Origin of the sequence: Micromonospora sp. NPDC047134, assembly GCF_040643455.1 — a bacterium.
Lineage (GTDB): Bacteria > Actinomycetota > Actinomycetes > Mycobacteriales > Micromonosporaceae > Micromonospora.
In genome coordinates this window covers 107924-127683 of the sequence record NZ_JBEYUI010000008.1, presented here as the reverse complement: position 1 = coordinate 127683, position 19760 = coordinate 107924, and the positions used below count along the sequence as shown (strand labels likewise).

Here is a 19760-nt window from a genome sequence, read left to right as displayed (position 1 = left end):
CCTTCTTAACAAGCGAAAGCTCAGCGGCCCTGGTTGGCTACCGCGGCAGCGGCCGCCTTGGCCGCCTCCGGGTCCAGGTAGGTACCGCCCAGGGTCTGCGGACGCAACTGCGGGTCGAGATCGTAGCGCAGCGGAATCCCGGTGGGGATGTTCAGCTTGGCGATCGCCTCGTCGCTGATCTGGTCCAGGTGCTTGACCAGGGCGCGCAGCGAGTTGCCGTGCGCCGCCACCAGCACCGTCCGACCGGCCAGGATGTCCGGCACGATCGAGTCGTACCAGTACGGCAGCATCCGCTCGACGACGTCCTTGAGGCACTCCGTACGGGGCATCAGCTCGGTCGGCAGCAGGGCGTACCGCGGGTCGCCCACCTGAGACCACTCGTCATCGTCGGCGATGGGTGGGGGTGGGGTGTCGTACGAGCGGCGCCAGAGCATGAACTGCTCCTCGCCGTACTCCTCCAGGGTCTGCTTCTTGTTCTTGCCCTGCAAGGCGCCGTAGTGCCGCTCGTTGAGCCGCCACGACCGGCGCACCGCGATCCAGTGCCGGTCGGCGGCGTTCAACGCCAGTTCGGCGGTACGGATGGCGCGGCGCATCACGCTGGTGTGCACCACGTCCGGCAGCAGGTCGTGTTCGCGCAGCAGCTCGCCGCCGCGGCGCGCCTCGTTCTCGCCCTTCTCGGTCAGGTCCACATCGACCCAGCCGGTGAAGAGGTTCTTGGCGTTCCAGTCGCTCTCGCCGTGCCGCAACAGGACCAGCGTCCCGACGGTGGGTCCCTCGCTCGCTGTCATGCCGATCATCCTGCCGTAACCCGGGAACGTACGCGCGGGAAGGGTCGTGACGACCACCACGTGGAAAACCGGATGACCTTGCTTCCGGAGCGCCACTAGGTTGTAAGGGTTGTCTGGTTCATCACTCATTACGGACGGGGGCGCCGGCGTGCGTGCGGCAAAGGGCTGGCTCCAGGAGACCACCGGTGGTCTGCCGAAGATCTTCTGGTACCTGTGGACCGGCACCCTGATCAACCGGCTCGGCTCCTTCGTCCTCGTCTTCCTGGCGATCTACCTGACCCAGGAACGCGGATTCTCCGCCTCCCAGGCCGGGGTCGTGCTGGGTCTCTGGGGAGCCGGTGGTGCGGTCGGCGCCACCGTCGGCGGCACCCTCAGCGACCGGTGGGGACGGCGACCCACCCTGCTCACCGCCCACCTGGGCGGCGCGGTGATGATGCTGGCGCTGGGCTTCGCCCACGAACTCTGGGCGGTCGGGCTGGGTGCCCTGCTGCTGGGCCTGTTCGCCGAGGCGGCCCGACCGGCCTTCGGGGCGATGATGATCGACGTCGTGCCCGAACGGGATCGACTGCGGGCCTTCTCGCTCAACTACTGGGCGATCAACCTGGGCTTCGCCTGCGCCGCGGTGCTCGCCGGCTTCGCCGCCCAGGCCGGCTACCTGCTGCTGTTCGTGATCAACGCGGCCACCACACTGGTCACCGCCGTGATCATCTTCATCAAGGTGCGGGAGACCCGGACCATCACGGTCAGCACCCGAGCCAGCGCCGCCCCGGTGAACGCCTTCCGCGCCATCCTGAACGACCGGGTCTACCTGTGGTTCGTGGGGTTGAACCTGCTCGGCGCGCTGGTCTTCCTCCAGCACATCTCGATGCTGCCGATCGCGATGGCCGACTCCGGGCTGAGCCCGGCCACCTACGGCTCGGTGATCGCGCTCAACGGGGTCCTGATCGTGGTCGGCCAACTCTTCATCCCCCGACTGATCCGGGGGCGCAGCCGGTCGCACGTCCTGGCCCTGGCGGCGGTGGTGATGGGCCTCGGCTTCGGCCTGACCGCCTTCGCCGACACGGCCTGGTTCTACGGGCTGACGGTGTTGATCTGGACCGTCGGCGAGATGCTCAACTCACCCTCCAACGCCACCCTCATCGCCGAGTTGTCCCCGAGTGAACTGCGGGGCCGCTACCAGGGCGCCTTCTCCCTGTCCTGGCAGTTGGCCGGCGCCATCGCACCCATCCTCGGCGGTCTGGTGCGGGAACAGGCCGGCAACGCCGCGCTGTGGTTCGGCTGCGCCGGCATCGGCCTGGTGATGGCGGTGGCCCACCTGGTGTCCGGGCCGGCCCGGGAACGGCGGGCCCTGGCCCTGCGTACCGCCGGGGCCCCGTCCGCGCCGCTGAAGACGGCTGAGCCGGTCGGTCCCAGCGGCGGTTAGTCGCGGGCGACGCGATGTGCCCGGTGCGTGGGCACCGGGCACATCGTCGATCGTTACGACCGGCGGCGGCGGGCGGCACTCACCCCCGTAAGCGACGCCCGCTCGCGCCGCCGGTCCAAACAGGTGGACACCGTCCCCCAACGGTGTTGCTCCACCCGTCCTCCAACACCTCGCCTGGTGCACAGATCTGCGCGATCTGCCGCTCCCCCGAACGGTTCCAAGCGTGGTGCGGTGCAATAACGCTAGTTCGCCCCGTGGGCCGGATTCAACCTGATGGGCTGTCTCGCCCGTCACAGCGACCCTGTCCCCTCCGACGGGCTGGTCCTTCCCGGCCAACAGCGCATACCCGGCCGGGATTCCCGCAAACCTGCTATCCGTCCTCCCGATCGGGTGACTCCGTACGGAAGAAATTGCTCTGCCGACCGTCCCGCAGCTGCTCCTGGTAGATCAAGTTCAGCCGCCGCAGGTCGAAGGTGTGGAACCAGTCATCCCAGCTGATCTCGCGGATCCGGCCGCCCTCCCGGTAACCCGGGATGTTGAAGGTCAGCACCCCGACCCGGCCCTCCCGTTCGGTGCCGCTGATCGTGGCCGGCTTGGCCCCCCGCTCCCGGGCCCACCGCTGGATCACCTCATGGTTGGTGGTGACCAGGCTCCGGCCCGGACGCTCCGGCCGGTCCTGCAACGAGGAGATCACCTGCGAGGACCGGGCGGAACGGGTCGTCGACCGGCCGGTCCGCACCCCACCACCGGCCGATGCCGCCTTGGCTGCGGTACGAGCCGGGGCCGTCTTCGCCCCGCCACGGGCCGGGGTCGCCTTCGCCCGGGCTGGTGTCGTCTTCGCCGCGCTGCGGGTTGGGGCCGTCTTCCGCGCGGGGCCGGCTGATGCCTGGGTGGTCGCGCGGGTCGTCGTACGCGCCTTGGTGGCGCCGGTGGCGGCCTTGCGGGGCGACGCCGACTTACGGGCAGCGGTGGCCTTGGCCGCCGGAGTCGTCTTACGCGGGGACGCCTTCCGGGCGGTCGCCGTCGTCGTGCCCGCGGTGCCTGCCTTCCGGGCCGCCGTCGTCGACTTGCCGGCGGTACCGGCCTTGCGGGCAGTCGTCGTCTTACGGGCGGTCGCCGTCGACTTGCGGGCGGTGGCGGTCTGTCGGGTGGTGCCGGTTGCCGATGCTGTCCGCGCCGGGCCGGTCCGCTTGGCGGGCGTGGCCTTCGCCCGGCCCGCGGTGGTACGGGTCTGCTTCGTGCCGGCACTCTTCGTGGTGCTGGCCCGGCCGGCCGGTCCACTGCTGCCCCGCGCCGCCCCACCCGACCGGAGGGTACTGGCGAGCCTCTTCACCAGTTCCGGCTTACGCAGGGCGGAGATGCCGGAGACCCCGTACCGACGCAACTGGCCCCGGATGTCGTCCACCCGCATCCGGGAGATCTCCGATTCGGAGATCCGTGGTGTGTTCGGGGTCTGGTTGCCGGTCTGTCGTTTGGTCCTGGTCGCGGTCCCGCCGCGACCAGTGCTGCTTCGCTGAGCCATGGACGCTCACGCTCCTCGACACTGGAGTCTCGGCGCACGGCGGGTCCCAAAGCCGCACCGCGCGCTGCGGCTTACCCAGCAGAACCCCGCTAAACCACGAATCGGGTACGACAGTCCCGGTCAGGTCCGGTTCGGACCCGTCCCCCCGCCGTCGCCGGCAGTCTCGGCGGGTTCGGTGCCGGTGGTCTTCGAGGGCTCGAAGAGATGGGCGAAGGCCGCCAGGTTGGCGGTCGATTCGCCCCGCTTGACCCGCCACTCCCACTCGCGGCGGATGGAACTGCCGAAGCCGATCTCCAGCATGGTGTCGAAGGACTCGTCGGCGTAGCTGAGCACCGCGCCGAGCAGCCGGTCCAGCTCGTCGGCGTCGACTCCGGCGGGGTTGACCCGGCCGGTCAGGTAGATGTCGCCGACCGCGTCGATGGAGAACGACACCGCGTACATCCGGGCGTTGCGCTGCAACAGCCAGGCCCAGAGTTCCTCACGCCGCTCGTCCGGCTGGCGCATCACGAACGCCTCGATCCGCAGCGCGTGCTCACCGACGATCAGGTTGCAGATCGTCTTGAGCTTGTGCGTACCAGGCAGGGTCACCGCGTACGAGCCGGGACCGGTAACCGCGCAGGGCAGTTCCTGTTCGGCGCAGACCGCCTCGATCAGGGCACCCAGGTCACTCATCCGATCAACTCTACGGCCGCCCGGACGGCACCGCCCGTCGCCGGGCCCCGCACTGACGCCTCAGCAGGACGCCGCCAGGGCGGAGGTCAGGCGGGCGCGGTGGGTCACCAGGGCCTCGCTGTAGACGGCTAGCAGGCCCTCCGCGGTGCGGTGCCAGGAGAAGTTCCGGGCATGCTGGGCGGCACCGACCGCCAGGCGCGCTCGGCGGGCTCGGTCCGGCAGCAGACCCGCCAGGGTGTGCGCCCAGTCGACCGGATCATGGCTATCCACCAGCACCCCGCTGACCTGGTCCCGTACCGCGGTCACCAGGCCGCCGACGGCGGCGGCCACCACCGGGGTACCGCAGGCCTGGGCCTCCAGGGCGACCAGGCCGAAGGATTCGTTGTACGAGGGCACCGCCACCAGGTCGGCCGCCTGGTACAGCAGGGGCAACTCGGCCCCGGTACGCGGTGGCATGAAGTGCACCCGGTCGGCCACACCGAGGGAGGCGGCCAACTCGATCAGGGCGGTGGGCCGGTCGAGTCCGCTGCCGCTGGGCCCACCGCAGATCACCACGGAGACCTCGCGGGCCAGCGCGGGATCCTGCTGACGCAATGCCGCGATCGCCCGGATCAGCACGTCCGGGGCCTTCAGGGGCTGGATCCGGCCCACGAAGGCCACCAGGTGACCGGTGGTGGGCAGGCCCAGCCGGGCCCGGGCGGTACGGGTGGCGGCGTCCCGGTCACCGGCCGGTGGGCGGAAGCGGTCCAGGTCCACCCCGGGCTCGACCACGGCCACCCGGGTCGGGTCGGCGGCGTACCGGTCGATCAGGTCCTCGGCTTCCACCCGGGTGTTCGCCACCAGCCGGTCGGCCTCGGCGACCACCTGTTCCTCGCCGATCACCCGGGCCTTGGGTTCGGGCCGGTCCCCGGCGGCCAACTGGGCGTTCTTGACCTTGGCCAGGGTGTGCGCGGTGTGCACCAGCGGCACCCCCCAGCGATCCTTGGCCAGCCAGGCGACCTGGCCGGAAAGCCAGTAGTGGGAGTGGATGAGGTCGTAGTAGCCCGGCGGGCGGGCGGCCTCGGCCCGCAGTACCCCGGCGGTGAAGGCGCAGAGCTGACCGGGCAGTTCCTCCTTGGTCAGCCCCTCCAGCGGACCGGCCATCACATGCCGGACGTGCACCCCGGGGACGACCTCCACCACCGGGGGCAGGTCACCCGAGGTGGCGCGGGTGAAGATCTCCACCTCCACGTCGGCCTCGGCCAATCGCCGGGCGATTTCCAGGATGTAGACGTTCATGCCGCCCGCGTCCCCGGTGCCGGGCTGGTGCAGGGGCGAGGTGTGCACCGAGAGGGTTGCGATCCGTCGAGGGCGCGGCCACGGCAGGGCACCTCGCTGACGACCGACACCGGTGTGCAAATCCGCCACTTCTGCTCCCTAAGCCAGGGTTGATGCCGTACTGCACGACCGACGTGCCTCTCGCGTCAACCTCCGCGCCAGATGCCATCTTCCCGATCGGCGGCTGGTAATACGTCGCCCAGGGGCCACCGGCGTGATCGACCTCATCGCGGGGGTAGCCGGGTCCGGCCCCTCGACAGGGGCGAGAATGGCCGGATGAGTCGTGTCGCCATCGTCACCGGGGCTTCCAGCGGGATCGGGGCCGCCACCGCACGCCGACTGGCCGGCGAGGGATTTCACGTGCTGGCCGCCGCCCGGCGTACCGACCGGTTGGCCGACCTGGTCGCCGGGATCACCGCCCAGGGTGGCAGTGCCACCGCGGTGGCCTGTGACGTCACCTCGGACGAGTCCGTGGCGGCCCTGGCCCGGGCCGCGCAGCAGGCTCCCGGGCCGGTCACCCTGCTGGTCAACAACGCCGGTGGGGCACGCGGCATGGACCCCGTGGAAGCCGGGTCGGTCGGCGACTGGCAATGGATGTACGACGTGAACGTGCTGGGCACCCTGCGGGTGACCCAGGCCCTGCTGCCCACACTGGAGTCCTCCGGCGCCGGCACGATCGTCATCGTCTCCTCGACCGCCGGCTTCACGGTGTACGAGGGCGGTGGCGGTTACACCGCCGCCAAGCACGCGCAGACCGCGATCGCCGGCACCCTGCGGCTGGAGTTGTGCGGCCGACCGGTCCGGGTGATCGAGATCGACCCGGGCATGGTGAAGACCGACGAGTTCTCTCTGGTCCGCTTCGGCGGTGACAGCGATCGGGCGGAGTCGGTGTACGCCGGGGTGGCCGAGCCCCTGGTCGCCGAGGATGTGGCCGACTGCATCGCCTGGTGCGCCACCCGACCCCAGCATGTGAATGTGGACCGGCTGGTGGTCCGTCCGCTGGCGCAGGCCGCCCAGCACAAGGTGCACCGCACGAGCGGAGCCTGAGGAAGGCGCCATGCCGACGCGGGCCTCCCGGCCGCTCGGGGTGATCACCCGGGGCACGACCAACCCCAACCGGCTCCGCCGGGTGGACAACTGGATCGTCGACACCTGCGGCGAGGTGCTGCGCGCCGCACCGGACCCCCTCGTGGTCGACCTCGGGTACGGCGCCAGCCCGGTGACCGTGGTGGAGCTACGCGCCCGGCTGGCCGCCGGGGTACGCCCGGACGTACGGGTGGTCGGGCTGGAGATCGACCCTGGCCGGGTGGCCGTCGCCCAGGCCGCCGCCGACCCACCCGGCCTGACCTTCGCCCGGGGCGGGTTCGAACTGGCCGGGCTGCGCCCGGTGCTGGTACGCGCCTTCAACGTGCTGCGGCAGTACGACGAAGCGGAGGTGGCCGGTGCCTGGGCCCGCCTCACCGCCGGGCTGGCGCCTGGCGGCCTGCTGGTCGAGGGCACCTGCGACGAGTTGGGGCGGCTGGCCTCCTGGGTGCTGCTCGATGCCACCGGCCCGCGCTCGCTGACCCTGGCGGCCCGGCTGTCCACCATGCAGTCCCCGGCCGAACTGGCCGAACGCCTACCCAAGGCCCTGATCCACCGCAACATCCCCGGGGAACCCATCCACGCCCTGATCCGCGCCCTGGACGACGCCTGGCAGGCCGCCGCCGGCTACGCCCCGTACGGTCCCCGCCAGCGCTGGCTGCACACCGTGGCCGCCGTACGCGCCCAAGGCTGGCCCATCCTCCACCGCCCTCGCCGCTGGCGCCTGGGCGAACTGACCCTCCCCTGGCCCTCCATCGCCCCCAACACCCCGCCCAAGGCCAGGTGATCAAGAGGGGTGGGGTGGGCGAGCGGGGTTAGAGGGTGCAGTTGATCAGGACGGGTTCGGGGTGGAGGGTCACCGCGAAGCGGGCCTGGACGCCGTCGCGGATCTCGCGGGCCAGGGTCAGCAGGGCCTCGGTGGTGGCGGTGCCGCTCTGGTTGGTCAGCGCCAGGGTGTGCTTGGCGGAGATGGCGACCCCCTCCGGGCCGGGGTAGCCCTTGCCGAAGCCGGCCTTGTCGATCAGCCAGGCGGCACTGACCTTGACCAGATCCCCGGCGCCCGGCCAGGCGGGCGGCTCACCCAGGTCGGCGGCGCGCTGCCGCAGCACCTCGTACCCGGCCGGGTCGAGGATCGGGTTGGTGAAGAAGGAGCCGACCGAACGGGTGTCCGGGTCCGAGGGGTCCAGCACCATCCCCTTGCCGGCCCGCAGGCCCAGCACGGTTTCCCGGGCCTGGGTCAGCGGCACCCGGTCACCGACCTCCACGCCGAGGGCGCGGGCCAGTTCGGCGTACCGGACCGGGCCGGACAGCGGCGAGCGGGCCAGCCGGAAGTCGACCCCGAGCACCACCCAGCGCTCGCTGTACTTGAAGATGCTGCCCCGGTACCCGAAGCCGCAGTCGGCCGCCGGCACCTGGCGGACCGTCCCGGCGGTGCGGTCGTACACCTGCACGCCGAGGATGGTCTCGGCGACCTCCTGCCCGTACGCCCCGACGTTCTGGATCGGGGTGGCGCCGGTGGAGCCGGGGATGCCGGACAGGCATTCCAGCCCGGACCAGCCGTTGCGCACCGTGGTGGCGACCAGGTCGTCCCAGGGCTCGCCGGCCTCCACCCGGATGGTCACGGTCCGCTCGTCCTCGGCCAGCACCCGCAGACCCCGGGATCGGACGAGCACCACCGTGCCCGGGAAACCGGCGTCGCCGATCACCACGTTGCTGCCCCCGGCAAGCAGCAGTACGCGCTCGCCGGCCTCGCGTACCTGAGTGACAATCTGGTCGGAAGTGGCGGCGGTGACGATCCGCGCGGCCGGTCCACCGAGGCACAATGTGGTGTATTGCGACAGATCACCCCGAACAGCGGGTTGGGCGGCGGCTGTCGGCTGGGCGTAGACGTCAGACACAGCTTTCACCCTAGGCTGATAGGCAGCCGCGGCACCCACTGGTGGCCGGGTCACCCCCGGGAGGATGGCGATGAGCAGAATGCACGGCTCCAAGGATTTCTGGATCGGCGCGCTCCGGGCGGAGGGCCCGGCGTTCGCCGCCGCGGTGGCCGAGGCCCCACCCGAGACACCGGTGCTCTCCTGCCCCGGCTGGACGGTGACCGACCTGGCCCTGCACCTCACCGGCATCTACCAGTGGGTACGCACCGTGGCCGGCGCGGGCCGGACCACCGCGCCGGAGCAGCCCCGGTCGCAGCGCCCGGCGCCCGTCCCGGGGCTCACGGCCGCGCAACAGTGGCAGCAGGCGTACGACGACCTGATGGTCCTCTTCGACACTCTGGACCCGGAGGCCCCGGCCTGGAACTGGGCCCCTCAGCCGAAGAAGGCCGGCTTCTGGCCGCGCCGGATGGCGCACGAGACGGCGTTGCACCGCTGGGACGCCCAGCTCGCCATCGCCGCCGGTGAACCGGTCGAGGCCAAGCTGGCGGCCGACGGGGTCAGCGAGGTGCTCGACACCTGGCTGCCGGCCGGTCGGCGGGCGGCCACCGGTCAGTGGCGCGGGGTGGTACGCCTCAGCGCGACCGACGCCGCGCAGGAGTGGTACCTGCGGCTACGCGGCGAGGGGGTGGCCCTGCTGGACACCGGCACCATCCTCGACCACGACGAGCACCACGCCCGGGTGCATGTCAGCGGCACCGCCAGCGACCTGCTGCTGGCCCTCTGGGGTCGGGTCAGCTTCGAATCCCTGACGGTGGCCGGCGACCCGACCCTGCTGGACGGAGTACGCACCGGCTGACCCATAGATCAACACCGTTTCGCCGGAATGGCGGTTACCTGACCTCCAGGTGACCGCCATTCCGCCGTAACGGCGAAAGCGGACCACCGCAGGGTCGTGGCCGTTCTGTGACCCGGGCGAGAGAGCGCTCTCTTGACACCTCTCCACCGGGAGGCGCAGGCTACGTGAGAGCGCTCTCTCACCATTCCGCACCGCCACCCGGACCTGAGAGGGGTCACCAGACCATGGGCACCTTCACCCGCCACCGCCTCGCGGCGGTGGCCCTGGCAACGATCGGTGCACTACTCGCCACCAGCGGCTGCGCCGGCGAGGACGCGGCCGACGACGGCCAGATAACCCTCACGGTCGACGTCTTCGGACAGCTCGGCTACGACCAGCTCTACCAGGAGTACATGGACGCCAACCCCGGGGTGAAGATCGTCGAACGGGGCACCGGCAGCAACCTCGACGAGTACTCGCCCCGGCTGACCCAGTGGCTGGCCGCCGGCAAGGGCGCCGGGGACATCGTCGCCATCGAAGAGGGTCTGATGGTCGAGTACAAGGCCAACCCGGACAACTTCGTCAACCTGCTGGACCACGGCGCCGGGGAGCTCAAGGGCAACTTCCTGGAATGGAAGTGGAACCAGGGACTGACCGCCGACGGGCAGAAGCTGATCGGGCTCGGCACCGACGTGGGCGGCATGGCGATGTGCTACCGCACGGACCTGTTCGCCAAGGCGGGGCTGCCCACCGAGCGTGACGAGGTCTCCAAGCTCTGGCCGACCTGGGAGGACTACATCGCGGTCGGCGAGCGGTTCAAGGCGGCGAACACCGGCGCCTCCTTCCTGGACGCGGCCACCAACACCTTCAACACCATCGTGTTGCAGACCGCCGGCAAGGCGCAGGGCTACCACTACTACGACACCAGCGACAACCTCGTGGTGGACAGCAACCCGGCGGTCAAGCAGGCCTGGGACACCACGATGAAGATCATCGGAGCGGGCCTGTCCGGCAAGTACGGCTCCTGGTCGGAGGAGTGGGTATCCGCCTTCAAGCAGGCCAAGTTCGCCACCATCGCCTGCCCGGCCTGGATGACCGGGGTGATCGAGGGCAACGCCGGCACGGAGGCCAGCGGCAAGTGGGACATCGCCCGGGTCCCCGGTGACGGCGGCAACTGGGGCGGCTCCCACCTGGCCGTGCCGGCCCAGGGCAAGCAGAAGGAAGAGGCGATCAAGCTGGTCAAGTTCCTGACCAGCCCGCAGGGGCAGATCGGTGCCTTCAAGGCCAAGGGCCCGTTGCCCTCCTCACCGCAGGCCCTGAACGACCCGGCGATCGCCGAAGCCACCAACGCGTACTTCTCCGGAGCGCCGATCGGGACGATCTTCGCCGAGGGTGCCAAGACCCTGAAGCCGGTCTACATGGGCCCGAAGAACCAGGCGGTCCGCACCGAGGTGGAGAACGCCGTCCGCACGGTCGAGCTGGGCCAGCGCACTCCCGAACAGGGCTGGCAGGACGCCGTCACCAACGCCAAGAAGGCTGCCGCCAAGTAACCGGCCCGACAGCCGCCACCCCCGCCGCCGATCCGGGCCCGCCACCTTCGCCGGGCGTACGCGATGACCGGCCGGATCGGCGCGGGGGTGGGGCGTGGAGAGGAGTCAACGGGTCATGGCGTTGCAGCTCGACGCGCGAGGGCCGACCGGGCCGGCACCGGGCCGATCCCGCCTGTCGCGGGCCGGCCGGCTGAGCCGGATCGACGCGAAATACTCGCCCTACCTGTACATCGCCCCGTTCTTCGTGGTCTTCGCGATCTTCGGGGCCTGGCCGCTCGCGTACACCTTCTGGGTTTCCCTGCACGACTGGGACCTGCTCGGCAGCGATCCCACCTTCATCGGGGTGGACAACTACACCCGGCTGCTGGCCGACGGCGACTTCTGGCACGCCGTGGTCAACACCCTGGGCATCTTCGTCATCAGTACGGTGCCCCAGTTGCTGCTGGCGCTCTGGCTGGCCAACCTGCTCAACCGGCAGCTGCGGATGCGTACCGGTTGGCGGATGGCCGTGCTGGTGCCCAATGTGACCTCCACGGCTGCGGTGGCGATCGTCTTCGGGGTGTTGTTCGGCCGCGAGTTCGGGATGGTCAACTGGCTGCTGGACCTGGTCGGCATCGACGGGATCGAGTGGAAGTCCAACCGGTTCGCCTCCTGGGTGGCCATCTCGACCATGGTCGACTGGCGGTGGACCGGCTACAACGCCCTGATCTTCCTGGCCGCCATGCAGGCCATCCCCCGCGACCTGTACGAGGCCGCCGCGATCGACGGGGCGAACCGGGCCCGGCAGTTCTGGTCGGTCACCGTGCCGCTGCTCAAGCCGACGATCATCTTCTGCGTCATCATCTCCACCATCGGTGGGCTGCAACTGTTCACCGAACCCCGGCTGTTCCACTCCGGCACCAACCCCATCCGGGGTGGGCCGCTGCGCGAGTCGCAGACGATGACGATGTACATGTTCGAGAACGCCTTCGCGCCCTATTACAACTTCGGGTACGGCTCCGCGGTGGCCTGGCTGCTGTTCGCCCTGATCGCCATCGTCGCGGCGATCAACGTACTGATCATCCGCCGGGTCGGATCGGGGGCCCGGCCCCCCAGGGACGCCCGAAAGGGAGGCTTCCGATGAGCCGACTCTGGCGGGCCAGCCCGCTGACCTACGGCGCGTTGCTCGCCGCCGGATTCCTGTCGCTGTTTCCGATCTACTGGATGTTCGTGGTGGCCAGTCGCTCCAGCGACGCGATGGGGCAACTGCCCCCGCCGGTCACCCCCGGCGGCAACCTGGGCGCCAACATCTCCCGACTGTTCGCCAACACGGACGCGTACTTCCTGGCCGGCCTGATCAACTCGGCGATCGTGGCGACCACGGTCACCTTCTCGGTGGTCCTCTTCTCCTCCCTGGCCGGGTTCGCCTTCGCCAAGCTGCGGTTCCGGGGCAGCAACGCCCTGCTGATGGTCATCATCGCCACGATGATGGTGCCCACCCAGCTCGGCATCATCCCGCTATACATGCTGATGACCAGGCTGAACCTCAACGACCGGCTGCCCGCGGTGATCCTGCCCGCCCTGGTCACCGGCTTCGGGGTGTTCATGATGCGGCAGTACGCCGGTCAGGCGATCAGCACCGAGCTGATCGAGGCGGCCCGGGTGGACGGCTGCGGCACCGCCCGGATCTACTGGAACGTGGTGCTGCCCGCGTTGCGGCCGGCCATCGCGGTGCTGGGCCTGCTCACCTTCATGACCACCTGGAACGATTTCCTGTGGCCGTACGCGGTGCTCAATGATCCGCAGAATCCCACCGTGCAGTTGTCCCTGCGGGCCCTCTCCGACGGCTATTACCAGGACATGTCCCAGGTGTTCACCGGTACGGCAATCGCCACCCTGCCGCTGCTGCTGGTGTTCGTACTGTTCGGACGCCAGATCATCGGCGGAATCATGGAAGGTGCGGTCAAATCGTGAGTGGAATCCGGTTCCCGGAGAATTTCCTGTGGGGAGCGGCTACGGCCGCCTTTCAGATCGAGGGGGCGGCCCGCGACGACGGGCGCGGGGAGTCGATCTGGGACACCTTCTGCCGCACCCCGGGAAAGGTGTACGCCGGGCACACCGGTGACGTCGCCTGCGACCACTACCACCGGTACGCCGAGGACGTGGCGATGATGGCCGAGCTGGGTCTGCGGGCATACCGGTTCTCGGTGTCCTGGCCCCGCATCCAGCCCGATGGCAGCGGCCCGGTCAACCCCCGTGGGCTGGACTTCTACGACCGGCTGACGGACACCCTGCTGAGCCGGGGCATCGACCCGATCGTCACCCTCTACCACTGGGACCTGCCGCAGAACCTGCAGGACCGGGGCGGGTGGACGGCGCGGGAGACCCCGGAGCACTTCGCGACCTACGCCGCCGCGGTGTACGCCCGGCTGGGGGACCGCATCAGCACCTGGACCACCCTCAACGAACCCTGGTGCTCGGCTTACCTGGGCTACGGCAACGGGGTGCACGCCCCGGGGGTGCAGGATCCGGGTGCCGCCTTCAGCGCCGTACACCATCTGCTGCTGGCGCACGGCCTGGCCACCCAGGCCCTGCGCGCGGGCGGCGCCGGGCGGGTCGGCATCACCCTCAACCCGGCCGACGTACGCCCGGCGGACGCGGACAGCGCCGCCGACGCCGAGGCGGTACGCCTGGTCGACGGCCTGCACAACCGGATCTTCCTGGATCCCCTGCTGGTCGGCGGCTACCCCGAGGATGTCCGCGAGCATGTGGCCCGGATCGTCGAGCCGGTGTTCATCGCCGAGGGCGACGAGAAGATCATCGCGGCCCCGATCGACCTGCTGGGGATCAACTACTACGCCCCTACCTATGTCGCCGGGCGGTCGGACGGCGCGGGTGGCGGCGGCGCCTACCCGGGCACGGCGGGGGCGGTGGAGTTCCTGCCGCCGGTCGGTCCGCTCACCGACATGGGCTGGATGATCGAACCGGCCGGGCTGACCCGGCTGCTGGAACGCATCGCCGCCGACTACCCCCCGGTGCCGCTGATGATCACCGAGAACGGGGCGGCCTTCCCGGACAAGGGCACCTCGGAGGCCACCAGCCCGGTGCACGACGAGGACCGGATCGCGTACCTGGACGGGCACCTGCGGGCCGCCCACGAGGCCATCGCCCGCGGTGTGGACCTGCGCGGCTATCTCGTATGGTCACTGCTGGACAACTTCGAGTGGGCCGAGGGGTACCGCAAGCGATTCGGAATCGTGCACGTCGACTACCTCACCCAACGGCGTACACCGAAGTCCAGCGCCCGGTGGTACCAGGAGGTGATCTCCCGGAACGGGCTGTGACGAGGCGGTGATCTCTCCGATGACGGGCGCACAACGGCCCACTCTGGAAGCGGTGGCACGGCGGGCCGGGGTGTCCCGGGCCACCGTGTCCCGGGTGGTGAACGGTTCCACCACGGTCGCCGAGCCGATCCGGGATGCGGTCCGCCAGGCGGTGGCCGAGTTGGGGTACGTGCCTAACCTGGCCGCCCGCACCCTGGTCACCCAGCGGACCGACTCGATCGCCCTGGTCATGCCGGAGGAGGCCACCCGGGTCTTCTCCGACGACCAGGTCTTTCCCGGCATCATCCGGGGGGCCGCCCAGGAGTTGGAGGCCGCCGACAAGCAGTTGGTGCTGATGCTGGCCGGCTCACCGGCCGGGCACGAACGGGTCGAGCGGTACACCACCGGCCGGCATGTCGACGGGGTGCTGTTCGCCTCCCTGCACGGTGCCGATCCGCTGCCCGCCCGGCTCGCCGCCCTGGGCATCCCGGTGGTGTGCAGCGGCCGACCCCTGGACGGCGCGGACGTGCCGTACGTCGACGTCGACCAGGTCGGCGGGGTCACCCAGGCGATCCGGCACCTGATCGACAGGGGGCGCCGCCGGATCGCCACCATCGCCGGGCCGCAGGACATGGTCGCCGGCATCGAACGGCTGGCCGGCTACCGGGACACCATGGCCGCCGCCGGGTTGCCGCAGATGGTGGCGGTCGGCGACTTCACCCGGGAGTCCGGCGCGGCGGCGATGCGGGAACTGCTCACCAACCACCCCGACCTGGACGCCGTCTTCGCCGCCTCCGACCTGATGGCGCACGCCGCCCTGCGGGCGTTGCGCGAGGCCGGACGGCGGGTGCCGGAGGATGTCGCCGTGATCGGTTTCGACGACATCGAGACGGCCGCGTACACCGAGCCGCCGCTGACCACCGTCCGCCAGCCGATAGTCGAACTCGGCCGACAGGGCACCCGACTGCTGCTCCGCCTGGCCGCCGGGGAACAGGTCGAACCGGCCCTCATCCTGCCCACCGAACTCATCATCCGCGACTCCGCCTGAGGCGTAAGGAAGGGCACCTTATTAACGCCTCCGGTAGAGCAAGGGCCCCTTATTAACAACCCTTATCGCCTGGCACCCGGCTCGGCGGGCGGCTAGCCTGCCCCGCATGTCCCACCCGGTCCACCTGCTGTCCGTTCCCGCACTCACCGAGGTCGCCCCGTACGCCTATCTGGCCACCGTGGAACCCGGCACCCGCCTGGTCTTCACCGCGGGCGCCTGCCCGCTGGACGCCGAGGGCCGGACGGTCGCTCCCGGTGATCACGCGGCTCAGGCCCGGCAGGTGATGACCAACCTGGAGACCGCCCTGGCCGCCGCCGGGGCCACCCTCGCCGACGTCGTCAAGAGCACGGTGTACGTGGCCTCCAGCCGCCAGGAGGACCTGGTCACGGTCTGGGAGGTGGTACGGGCGGCCTTCGGCGACCACGACGCCCCCAGCACCCTGCTGGGGGTGACCGTGCTCGGCTACTCCGGCCAACTCGTCGAGGTCGAGGCGATCGCCGCCCTCCCCGCCTCCTGACTTCTGGGTGCGTTTGTTGTCGCCCTGACGACAACAAACGCACCCAGACCGCGCTGCAATCGATCGGTGCGGATGCCGAGCGATGACGCGGATGCGGTGCAGTGGTTGCTGTTCGAGCAGTCCGGGATGGTGAGCTGGGCGCAGGCCACCGCCGAACTGACCCCGGCGAAGGTACGCCATCTGTTGGCGACCGGCCGCTGGGGCCGGGTGTGTCGCGGCATCCTGCGCGCGGCGCCGCCCAGTGAGCCGTACCGCCAGGAGCAGCAGTGGTGGGCGGCGGTGCTGGCCGCCGGGCCGGGGGCGGTGGTCGCCGGGCTGGCGGCGGCGACGGCCGGTGGGCTCCGAGGTAAATGGCGCTACCAGACCCTCGACGTGCTGGTCCCCCATCACCGCCGGCAGGCCGACCTGTTGCGCCGCCTCCCGCTAGGCCTACCTGCGGTACGGGTACGACGGGTTCGGCACCTCCCGGACGAGGATCGGCAGCGGGGCCGACCCGACCGCACCGGGATGGCGCGGGCCCTGGTGGACGCGGCGCAATGGGTGCGTACCGACGAGGAGGCGCAGCAGATCCTCGCCGCCGGCTGCCAACAACGGCGGGCGACACCGAGGGAGCTGGCAGCAGTCCTGGATCGGCTGCCCCGGGCCCGGCGACGCAGGCTGATCCGGGAGACGATCAACGACATAGCCGGCGGCGCGGAGGCCCTGTCCGAGATCGACCTGGTCCGGCTGTGTCGGCGGTACGGGTTGCCGGCACCCCAGGCGCAGCAGCAGCGCCGGGACACCCACGGGCGGCTGCGCTACCTGGACGCCTACTGGCCGCAGTGGCGGCTGCATGTCGAGGTCGACGGCGGGCACCACATGGATCCCCGGCACTGGGCCGCCGACCTGCGCCGACAGAACCGGATCTGGATCGAGGGCGACCGCATCCTGCGGTTCACCGCCTTCGATCTCCGGCACCGCCCCGAGGAGGTGGCGACCCAGCTCCGCGCCGCCCTGAAGGCAGCCGGATGGCCAGGGTGATCACCAATGCCGCTCGCTTTGGGTGCATCTCTTGTCGCCCTGGCAACAACAAATGCACCCAGTCGCGCGGTGCAAGCCTGCGAGCGGGCAGGAACGGTCAGGCCAGGCCGACGCGGGCCGAGAAGGAGCGAGCCGCGGCGACTCAGAGGGTGGCCTGGACCCGCTCGGCGGTGATGTCCCCCTCGACCAGGGTGATGTCCACGGGTCAGTCCTCCGTGACGGGTTGGCCGAGGGTGCGGCGGGCGAGCAGGGTGGCACCGGCGATCGCGGCCGGCATGAGCACCACCGCCCCGAGCGGGATCAGGAAGCAGACGAAGACCGCCATCCCGAAGCCCAGGGCGGTGGGGCGGTCGACCTTCAGAGCCGCCCGGCGCTCCCGCAGCCCCTTGCCCCGCCGGTAGAAGGGCGCGCCGACCAGTTCCACGGCGAGCAGCCAACCACCGACGGCGGCACCGATCACCGGTACCACGGTCTGGCCCAGCAGCGGGATGAACCCGGCCGCGAACAGTGGGATGCCGAACAGTGCCGCCAGGGCTACCAGCCGGATCGAGTCGACGAGGCTGCGCCGCAGGGAGGCCCAGAACGGCACCTCGACCGCGTCCGGCGCCCCGCCGTACCGCTGCTCCACCCGCTCGGAGATCTTCTCGTAGAAGGGGTCGCCGATGACCAGGGTGACGGCCGTGAAGGTGAGCACGGCTAGCAGGCCACCCAGACCGAGGATGGCCAGGCCGGCGATCACCCGGACCACCCGGCGGGTCGCCGTCGACCAGTCGTCGGCGAAGGGGGTCACCGCCGTGGCCAGGTCACCGACGAAGAAGACCAGGGCGGCGTACGCGGCCAGGAACAGCACGCCGGAGATCAGCGCCGGCACCACCCCGAGCAGCATCAGACCGGGATTGCGTACGTAGAGACCGATGCCACGCAGCAGGAACCCGGCCCCACCGGCGAACCGCCGTGCGGTGCTCGTGGCGGTGCCGGACATCTCGGAAACGTTCACGCGCTGAGCCTAGTCACCGGTCACCGCATCAACCGACTGACGGATCGTTCGGGTCAACCGGAGCCGGTGGAGATCATCTACGGCTGGTCGATCCCCCGCCGACCCGCTGCCGCGAGGCTGAACGGGTAGCCGAGGAGAGGGGTCGCGATGCCGGTGATCGAGGTGTCCCACCTACACAAGCGGTACGGCGAGACGATGGCGGTGCAGGATGTGTCGTTCGACGTCGCGGCGGGCGAGATCTTCGGAATCCTCGGGCCCAACGGTGCGGGCAAGACCACCACTGTGGAGTGCGTGGCCGGGCTGCGCGTCCCCGACGGGGGCGAGGTGTCCATCCTAGGGCTGGACCCTCGCCGGGACGCCACCCGGCTGCGCCACCTGGTGGGGGTGCAGCTACAGGAGAGCCAACTGCCGGACCGACTCCGGGTTGCCGAGGCCCTGGACCTCTACGCCTCGTTCTACCGCGACCCCGCCGACCCGGCCGCCCTCATCGAGGAGTTGGGGCTGGGCGCCAAGCGCAACACCCCGTACGACAAGCTCTCCGGCGGCCAGAAGCAGCGGCTGTCCATCGCGCTGGCCCTGGTCGGCAACCCGAGGATCGCCATCCTGGACGAGTTGACCACCGGGCTCGATCCGCAGGCCCGCCGGGACACCTGGAGCCTGATCGAACGGATCCGGGATCGGGGGGTCACCATCGTGCTGGTCACCCACTTCATGGAGGAGGCCGAGCGACTCTGCGACCGGCTCGCCGTGATCGACAAGGGACGGGTGGTGGCCCTGGACAGCCCGGCCGGGCTGGTCTCGGCCGTGGCACCGGAACAACGCATCCGGTTCCGCCCGTCCACTCCGCTCGACGATCAACTCCTCAACGAACTGCCGCAGGTGACCTCGGTGACCCGCAGCGGTGCCCAGGTGGTGGTGACCGGCACCGGCGAGGTGCTGCACGCGGTCACCTCCGTGCTGGCCCGTAACCAGATCATCGCCGCCGACCTGCGGCTGGAGCAGGCCACGCTGGACGACGCGTTCGTCGAGCTGACCGGGCACCGACTCACCGACTGAGGGGAACCCATGCACGCCTTCGGCCAGATCCTCAAGACCGAGGCCCGGCTCTATCTGCGGGACACCTCGACGATGGTGCTCACCATCGCACTGCCCACCCTGATCCTGGTGGTCCTCGGACTCATCCCCACCCTCCGCCAGCCCACTGCGGATCTCGGCGGCCAGTCCTTCATCAGCTACTTCACCCCGTCCCTGCTGGTGGTCACCCTGGCGATGGTCGGCGCGAACGTCCTGCCCACCGTGCTGGCCACCTATCGGGAGCGCGGCATTCTGCGCCGGCTGGCCACCACCCCGGCCAGCCCGCTGGCCCTGCTGCTGGCCCAACTGGTGCTGGCGCTGATCGGCATACTGATCAGCGCGGTGCTGCTCGCGGTGGTGGCCCGGCTGGCGTTCGGCGTACCGCTGCCGCAGCATCCGCTCGGCTTCGCCGCAGCCCTGGTCCTCGGCACCGCAGCGCTGCTCGCGCTGGGACTGCTGGTGGCGGCGGTCGCACCCTCCGCCAAGTCGGCTCAGGCGCTGACCGTACCGGTGTTCATGGCGGTGATGTTTCTCGGTGGCGTGTACCTGCCGAGGTTCCTGCTGCCCGACTTCCTGGCCGAGATCGGCGCCTACACCCCGCCGGGCGTGCAGGCCCTGCTGGACGCCTGGACCGGCACCGCCCCGCATCCGCTGCACCTGGCGATAATCGCGGTGGTCGCGGTGGCCGCCGGTGCTCTCGCGACGAAACTGTTCCGCTGGCAGTAGGCGGGGATC

The 19760-nt window shown here is 70.6% G+C and carries 19 protein-coding genes; 13 read left to right on the top strand and 6 right to left on the bottom strand.

Annotated elements, in window-relative coordinates:
* Positions 1 to 20: 20 nt before the first annotated feature.
* Positions 21 to 788, bottom strand: coding sequence for a phosphoglyceromutase (locus ABZ795_RS12990; protein WP_327023925.1), 768 nt, complete (start codon positions 786 to 788; stop codon positions 21 to 23).
* Between the two features lie 148 nt (positions 789 to 936).
* Between ABZ795_RS12990 and ABZ795_RS12985 the strand changes: the two genes are divergently transcribed.
* Positions 937 to 2211, top strand: a complete 1275-nt coding sequence (locus ABZ795_RS12985; protein WP_357530435.1) for an MFS transporter — start codon at positions 937 to 939, stop codon at positions 2209 to 2211.
* A 370-nt stretch (positions 2212 to 2581) separates the two neighbouring features.
* On the opposite strand, the gene ABZ795_RS12980 is transcribed toward ABZ795_RS12985, so the two are convergent.
* The 3 genes from ABZ795_RS12980 to mshA all read right to left on the bottom strand — a co-directional run bounded on the left by ABZ795_RS12980 (position 2582) and on the right by mshA (position 5812).
* A complete protein-coding gene (locus ABZ795_RS12980) occupies positions 2582 to 3733 on the bottom strand; it encodes a hypothetical protein (protein WP_357530434.1) in 1152 nt (383 codons plus the stop codon).
* A 120-nt stretch (positions 3734 to 3853) separates the two neighbouring features.
* Complete coding sequence (locus tag ABZ795_RS12975) at positions 3854 to 4405, bottom strand: YbjN domain-containing protein (RefSeq protein WP_357530433.1); 552 nt, start codon at positions 4403 to 4405, stop codon at positions 3854 to 3856.
* A 60-nt stretch (positions 4406 to 4465) separates the two neighbouring features.
* Positions 4466 to 5812: a D-inositol-3-phosphate glycosyltransferase gene (gene mshA, locus ABZ795_RS12970; protein WP_357530432.1), complete on the bottom strand. Its 1347-nt coding sequence runs from the start codon at positions 5810 to 5812 to the stop codon at positions 4466 to 4468.
* Positions 5813 to 5998: 186 nt separating this feature from the next.
* Between mshA and ABZ795_RS12965 the strand changes: the two genes are divergently transcribed.
* Both ABZ795_RS12965 and ABZ795_RS12960 read left to right on the top strand, forming a co-directional pair.
* Positions 5999 to 6769, top strand: a complete 771-nt coding sequence (locus tag ABZ795_RS12965; RefSeq protein WP_357530431.1) for an SDR family oxidoreductase — start codon at positions 5999 to 6001, stop codon at positions 6767 to 6769.
* 10 nt (positions 6770 to 6779) lie between these two features.
* Positions 6780 to 7592 (top strand): class I SAM-dependent methyltransferase, encoded by an 813-nt coding sequence (locus ABZ795_RS12960; RefSeq protein WP_357530430.1) that lies wholly within the window; start codon positions 6780 to 6782, stop codon positions 7590 to 7592.
* Between the two features lie 28 nt (positions 7593 to 7620).
* Here ABZ795_RS12960 and ABZ795_RS12955 read toward each other — a convergent pair whose 3' ends face one another.
* Positions 7621 to 8703 carry a UDP-N-acetylmuramate dehydrogenase gene (locus ABZ795_RS12955; RefSeq protein WP_357530429.1) on the bottom strand — a complete coding sequence of 361 codons (1083 nt, stop codon included), beginning with the start codon at positions 8701 to 8703 and terminating at the stop codon, positions 7621 to 7623.
* A 70-nt stretch (positions 8704 to 8773) separates the two neighbouring features.
* Here ABZ795_RS12955 and ABZ795_RS12950 point away from each other — a divergent pair, with 70 nt between their 5' ends.
* The 8 genes from ABZ795_RS12950 to ABZ795_RS12915 all read left to right on the top strand — a co-directional run bounded on the left by ABZ795_RS12950 (position 8774) and on the right by ABZ795_RS12915 (position 16954).
* Positions 8774 to 9538, top strand: coding sequence for a maleylpyruvate isomerase family mycothiol-dependent enzyme (locus tag ABZ795_RS12950; protein WP_357530428.1), 765 nt, complete (start codon positions 8774 to 8776; stop codon positions 9536 to 9538).
* Positions 9539 to 9762: 224 nt separating this feature from the next.
* Complete coding sequence (locus ABZ795_RS12945) at positions 9763 to 11067, top strand: ABC transporter substrate-binding protein (protein WP_357530427.1); 1305 nt, start codon at positions 9763 to 9765, stop codon at positions 11065 to 11067.
* A 115-nt stretch (positions 11068 to 11182) separates the two neighbouring features.
* Positions 11183 to 12190, top strand: coding sequence for a sugar ABC transporter permease (locus tag ABZ795_RS12940; RefSeq protein WP_357530426.1), 1008 nt, complete (start codon positions 11183 to 11185; stop codon positions 12188 to 12190).
* On the top strand, positions 12187 to 13020 hold the full coding sequence (locus ABZ795_RS12935; protein WP_357530425.1) for a carbohydrate ABC transporter permease: 834 nt from the start codon (positions 12187 to 12189) through the stop codon (positions 13018 to 13020). The genes ABZ795_RS12940 and ABZ795_RS12935 overlap by 4 nt, the downstream gene beginning before the upstream one ends.
* Positions 13017 to 14390 (top strand): GH1 family beta-glucosidase, encoded by a 1374-nt coding sequence (locus ABZ795_RS12930; RefSeq protein ID WP_357530424.1) that lies wholly within the window; start codon positions 13017 to 13019, stop codon positions 14388 to 14390. Before ABZ795_RS12935 ends, ABZ795_RS12930 begins: the two co-directional genes overlap by 4 nt.
* Before the next feature lie 19 nt (positions 14391 to 14409).
* Positions 14410 to 15417 carry a LacI family DNA-binding transcriptional regulator gene (locus ABZ795_RS12925; RefSeq protein WP_327023913.1) on the top strand — a complete coding sequence of 336 codons (1008 nt, stop codon included), beginning with the start codon at positions 14410 to 14412 and terminating at the stop codon, positions 15415 to 15417.
* Between the two features lie 106 nt (positions 15418 to 15523).
* Complete coding sequence (locus tag ABZ795_RS12920) at positions 15524 to 15934, top strand: RidA family protein (RefSeq protein WP_357530423.1); 411 nt, start codon at positions 15524 to 15526, stop codon at positions 15932 to 15934.
* A gap of 72 nt (positions 15935 to 16006) precedes the next feature.
* On the top strand, positions 16007 to 16954 hold the full coding sequence (locus ABZ795_RS12915; protein ID WP_357530481.1) for a hypothetical protein: 948 nt from the start codon (positions 16007 to 16009) through the stop codon (positions 16952 to 16954).
* Between the two features lie 205 nt (positions 16955 to 17159).
* Here ABZ795_RS12915 and ABZ795_RS12910 read toward each other — a convergent pair whose 3' ends face one another.
* Positions 17160 to 17936: an EI24 domain-containing protein gene (locus ABZ795_RS12910; protein ID WP_357530480.1), complete on the bottom strand. Its 777-nt coding sequence runs from the start codon at positions 17934 to 17936 to the stop codon at positions 17160 to 17162.
* A 162-nt stretch (positions 17937 to 18098) separates the two neighbouring features.
* Here ABZ795_RS12910 and ABZ795_RS12905 point away from each other — a divergent pair, with 162 nt between their 5' ends.
* Both ABZ795_RS12905 and ABZ795_RS12900 read left to right on the top strand, forming a co-directional pair.
* The gene (locus tag ABZ795_RS12905; RefSeq protein WP_357530422.1) at positions 18099 to 19007 is read left to right on the top strand and encodes an ABC transporter ATP-binding protein; all 909 of its coding nucleotides are present in this window, start codon (positions 18099 to 18101) and stop codon (positions 19005 to 19007) included.
* Positions 19008 to 19016: 9 nt separating this feature from the next.
* Entirely contained in the window at positions 19017 to 19751 is a 735-nt protein-coding gene (locus tag ABZ795_RS12900) for an ABC transporter permease (RefSeq protein ID WP_357530421.1), read from the top strand.
* Positions 19752 to 19760 lie beyond the last annotated feature (9 nt).

What these genes read in the sequence shown, in the direction of transcription:
- ABZ795_RS12940 (WP_357530426.1), top strand. Translation starts at nt 11,183, where the DNA reads ATGGCGTTGCAGCTCGACGCGCGAGGGCCGACCGGGCCGGCACCGGGC.
- ABZ795_RS12960 (WP_357530430.1), top strand. Translation starts at nt 6,780, where the DNA reads ATGCCGACGCGGGCCTCCCGGCCGCTCGGGGTGATCACCCGGGGCACG.
- ABZ795_RS12935 (WP_357530425.1), top strand. Translation starts at nt 12,187, where the DNA reads ATGAGCCGACTCTGGCGGGCCAGCCCGCTGACCTACGGCGCGTTGCTC.
- ABZ795_RS12925 (WP_327023913.1), top strand. Translation starts at nt 14,410, where the DNA reads ATGACGGGCGCACAACGGCCCACTCTGGAAGCGGTGGCACGGCGGGCC.
- ABZ795_RS12905 (WP_357530422.1), top strand. Translation starts at nt 18,099, where the DNA reads ATGCCGGTGATCGAGGTGTCCCACCTACACAAGCGGTACGGCGAGACG.
- ABZ795_RS12965 (WP_357530431.1), top strand. Translation starts at nt 5,999, where the DNA reads ATGAGTCGTGTCGCCATCGTCACCGGGGCTTCCAGCGGGATCGGGGCC.
- ABZ795_RS12915 (WP_357530481.1), top strand. Translation starts at nt 16,007, where the DNA reads ATGCCGAGCGATGACGCGGATGCGGTGCAGTGGTTGCTGTTCGAGCAG.
- ABZ795_RS12920 (WP_357530423.1), top strand. Translation starts at nt 15,524, where the DNA reads ATGTCCCACCCGGTCCACCTGCTGTCCGTTCCCGCACTCACCGAGGTC.
- ABZ795_RS12990 (WP_327023925.1), bottom strand. Translation starts at nt 788, where the DNA reads ATGACAGCGAGCGAGGGACCCACCGTCGGGACGCTGGTCCTGTTGCGG.
- ABZ795_RS12910 (WP_357530480.1), bottom strand. Translation starts at nt 17,936, where the DNA reads ATGTCCGGCACCGCCACGAGCACCGCACGGCGGTTCGCCGGTGGGGCC.
- ABZ795_RS12975 (WP_357530433.1), bottom strand. Translation starts at nt 4,405, where the DNA reads ATGAGTGACCTGGGTGCCCTGATCGAGGCGGTCTGCGCCGAACAGGAA.
- ABZ795_RS12900 (WP_357530421.1), top strand. Translation starts at nt 19,017, where the DNA reads ATGCACGCCTTCGGCCAGATCCTCAAGACCGAGGCCCGGCTCTATCTG.
- ABZ795_RS12945 (WP_357530427.1), top strand. Translation starts at nt 9,763, where the DNA reads ATGGGCACCTTCACCCGCCACCGCCTCGCGGCGGTGGCCCTGGCAACG.
- ABZ795_RS12950 (WP_357530428.1), top strand. Translation starts at nt 8,774, where the DNA reads ATGAGCAGAATGCACGGCTCCAAGGATTTCTGGATCGGCGCGCTCCGG.
- ABZ795_RS12980 (WP_357530434.1), bottom strand. Translation starts at nt 3,733, where the DNA reads ATGGCTCAGCGAAGCAGCACTGGTCGCGGCGGGACCGCGACCAGGACC.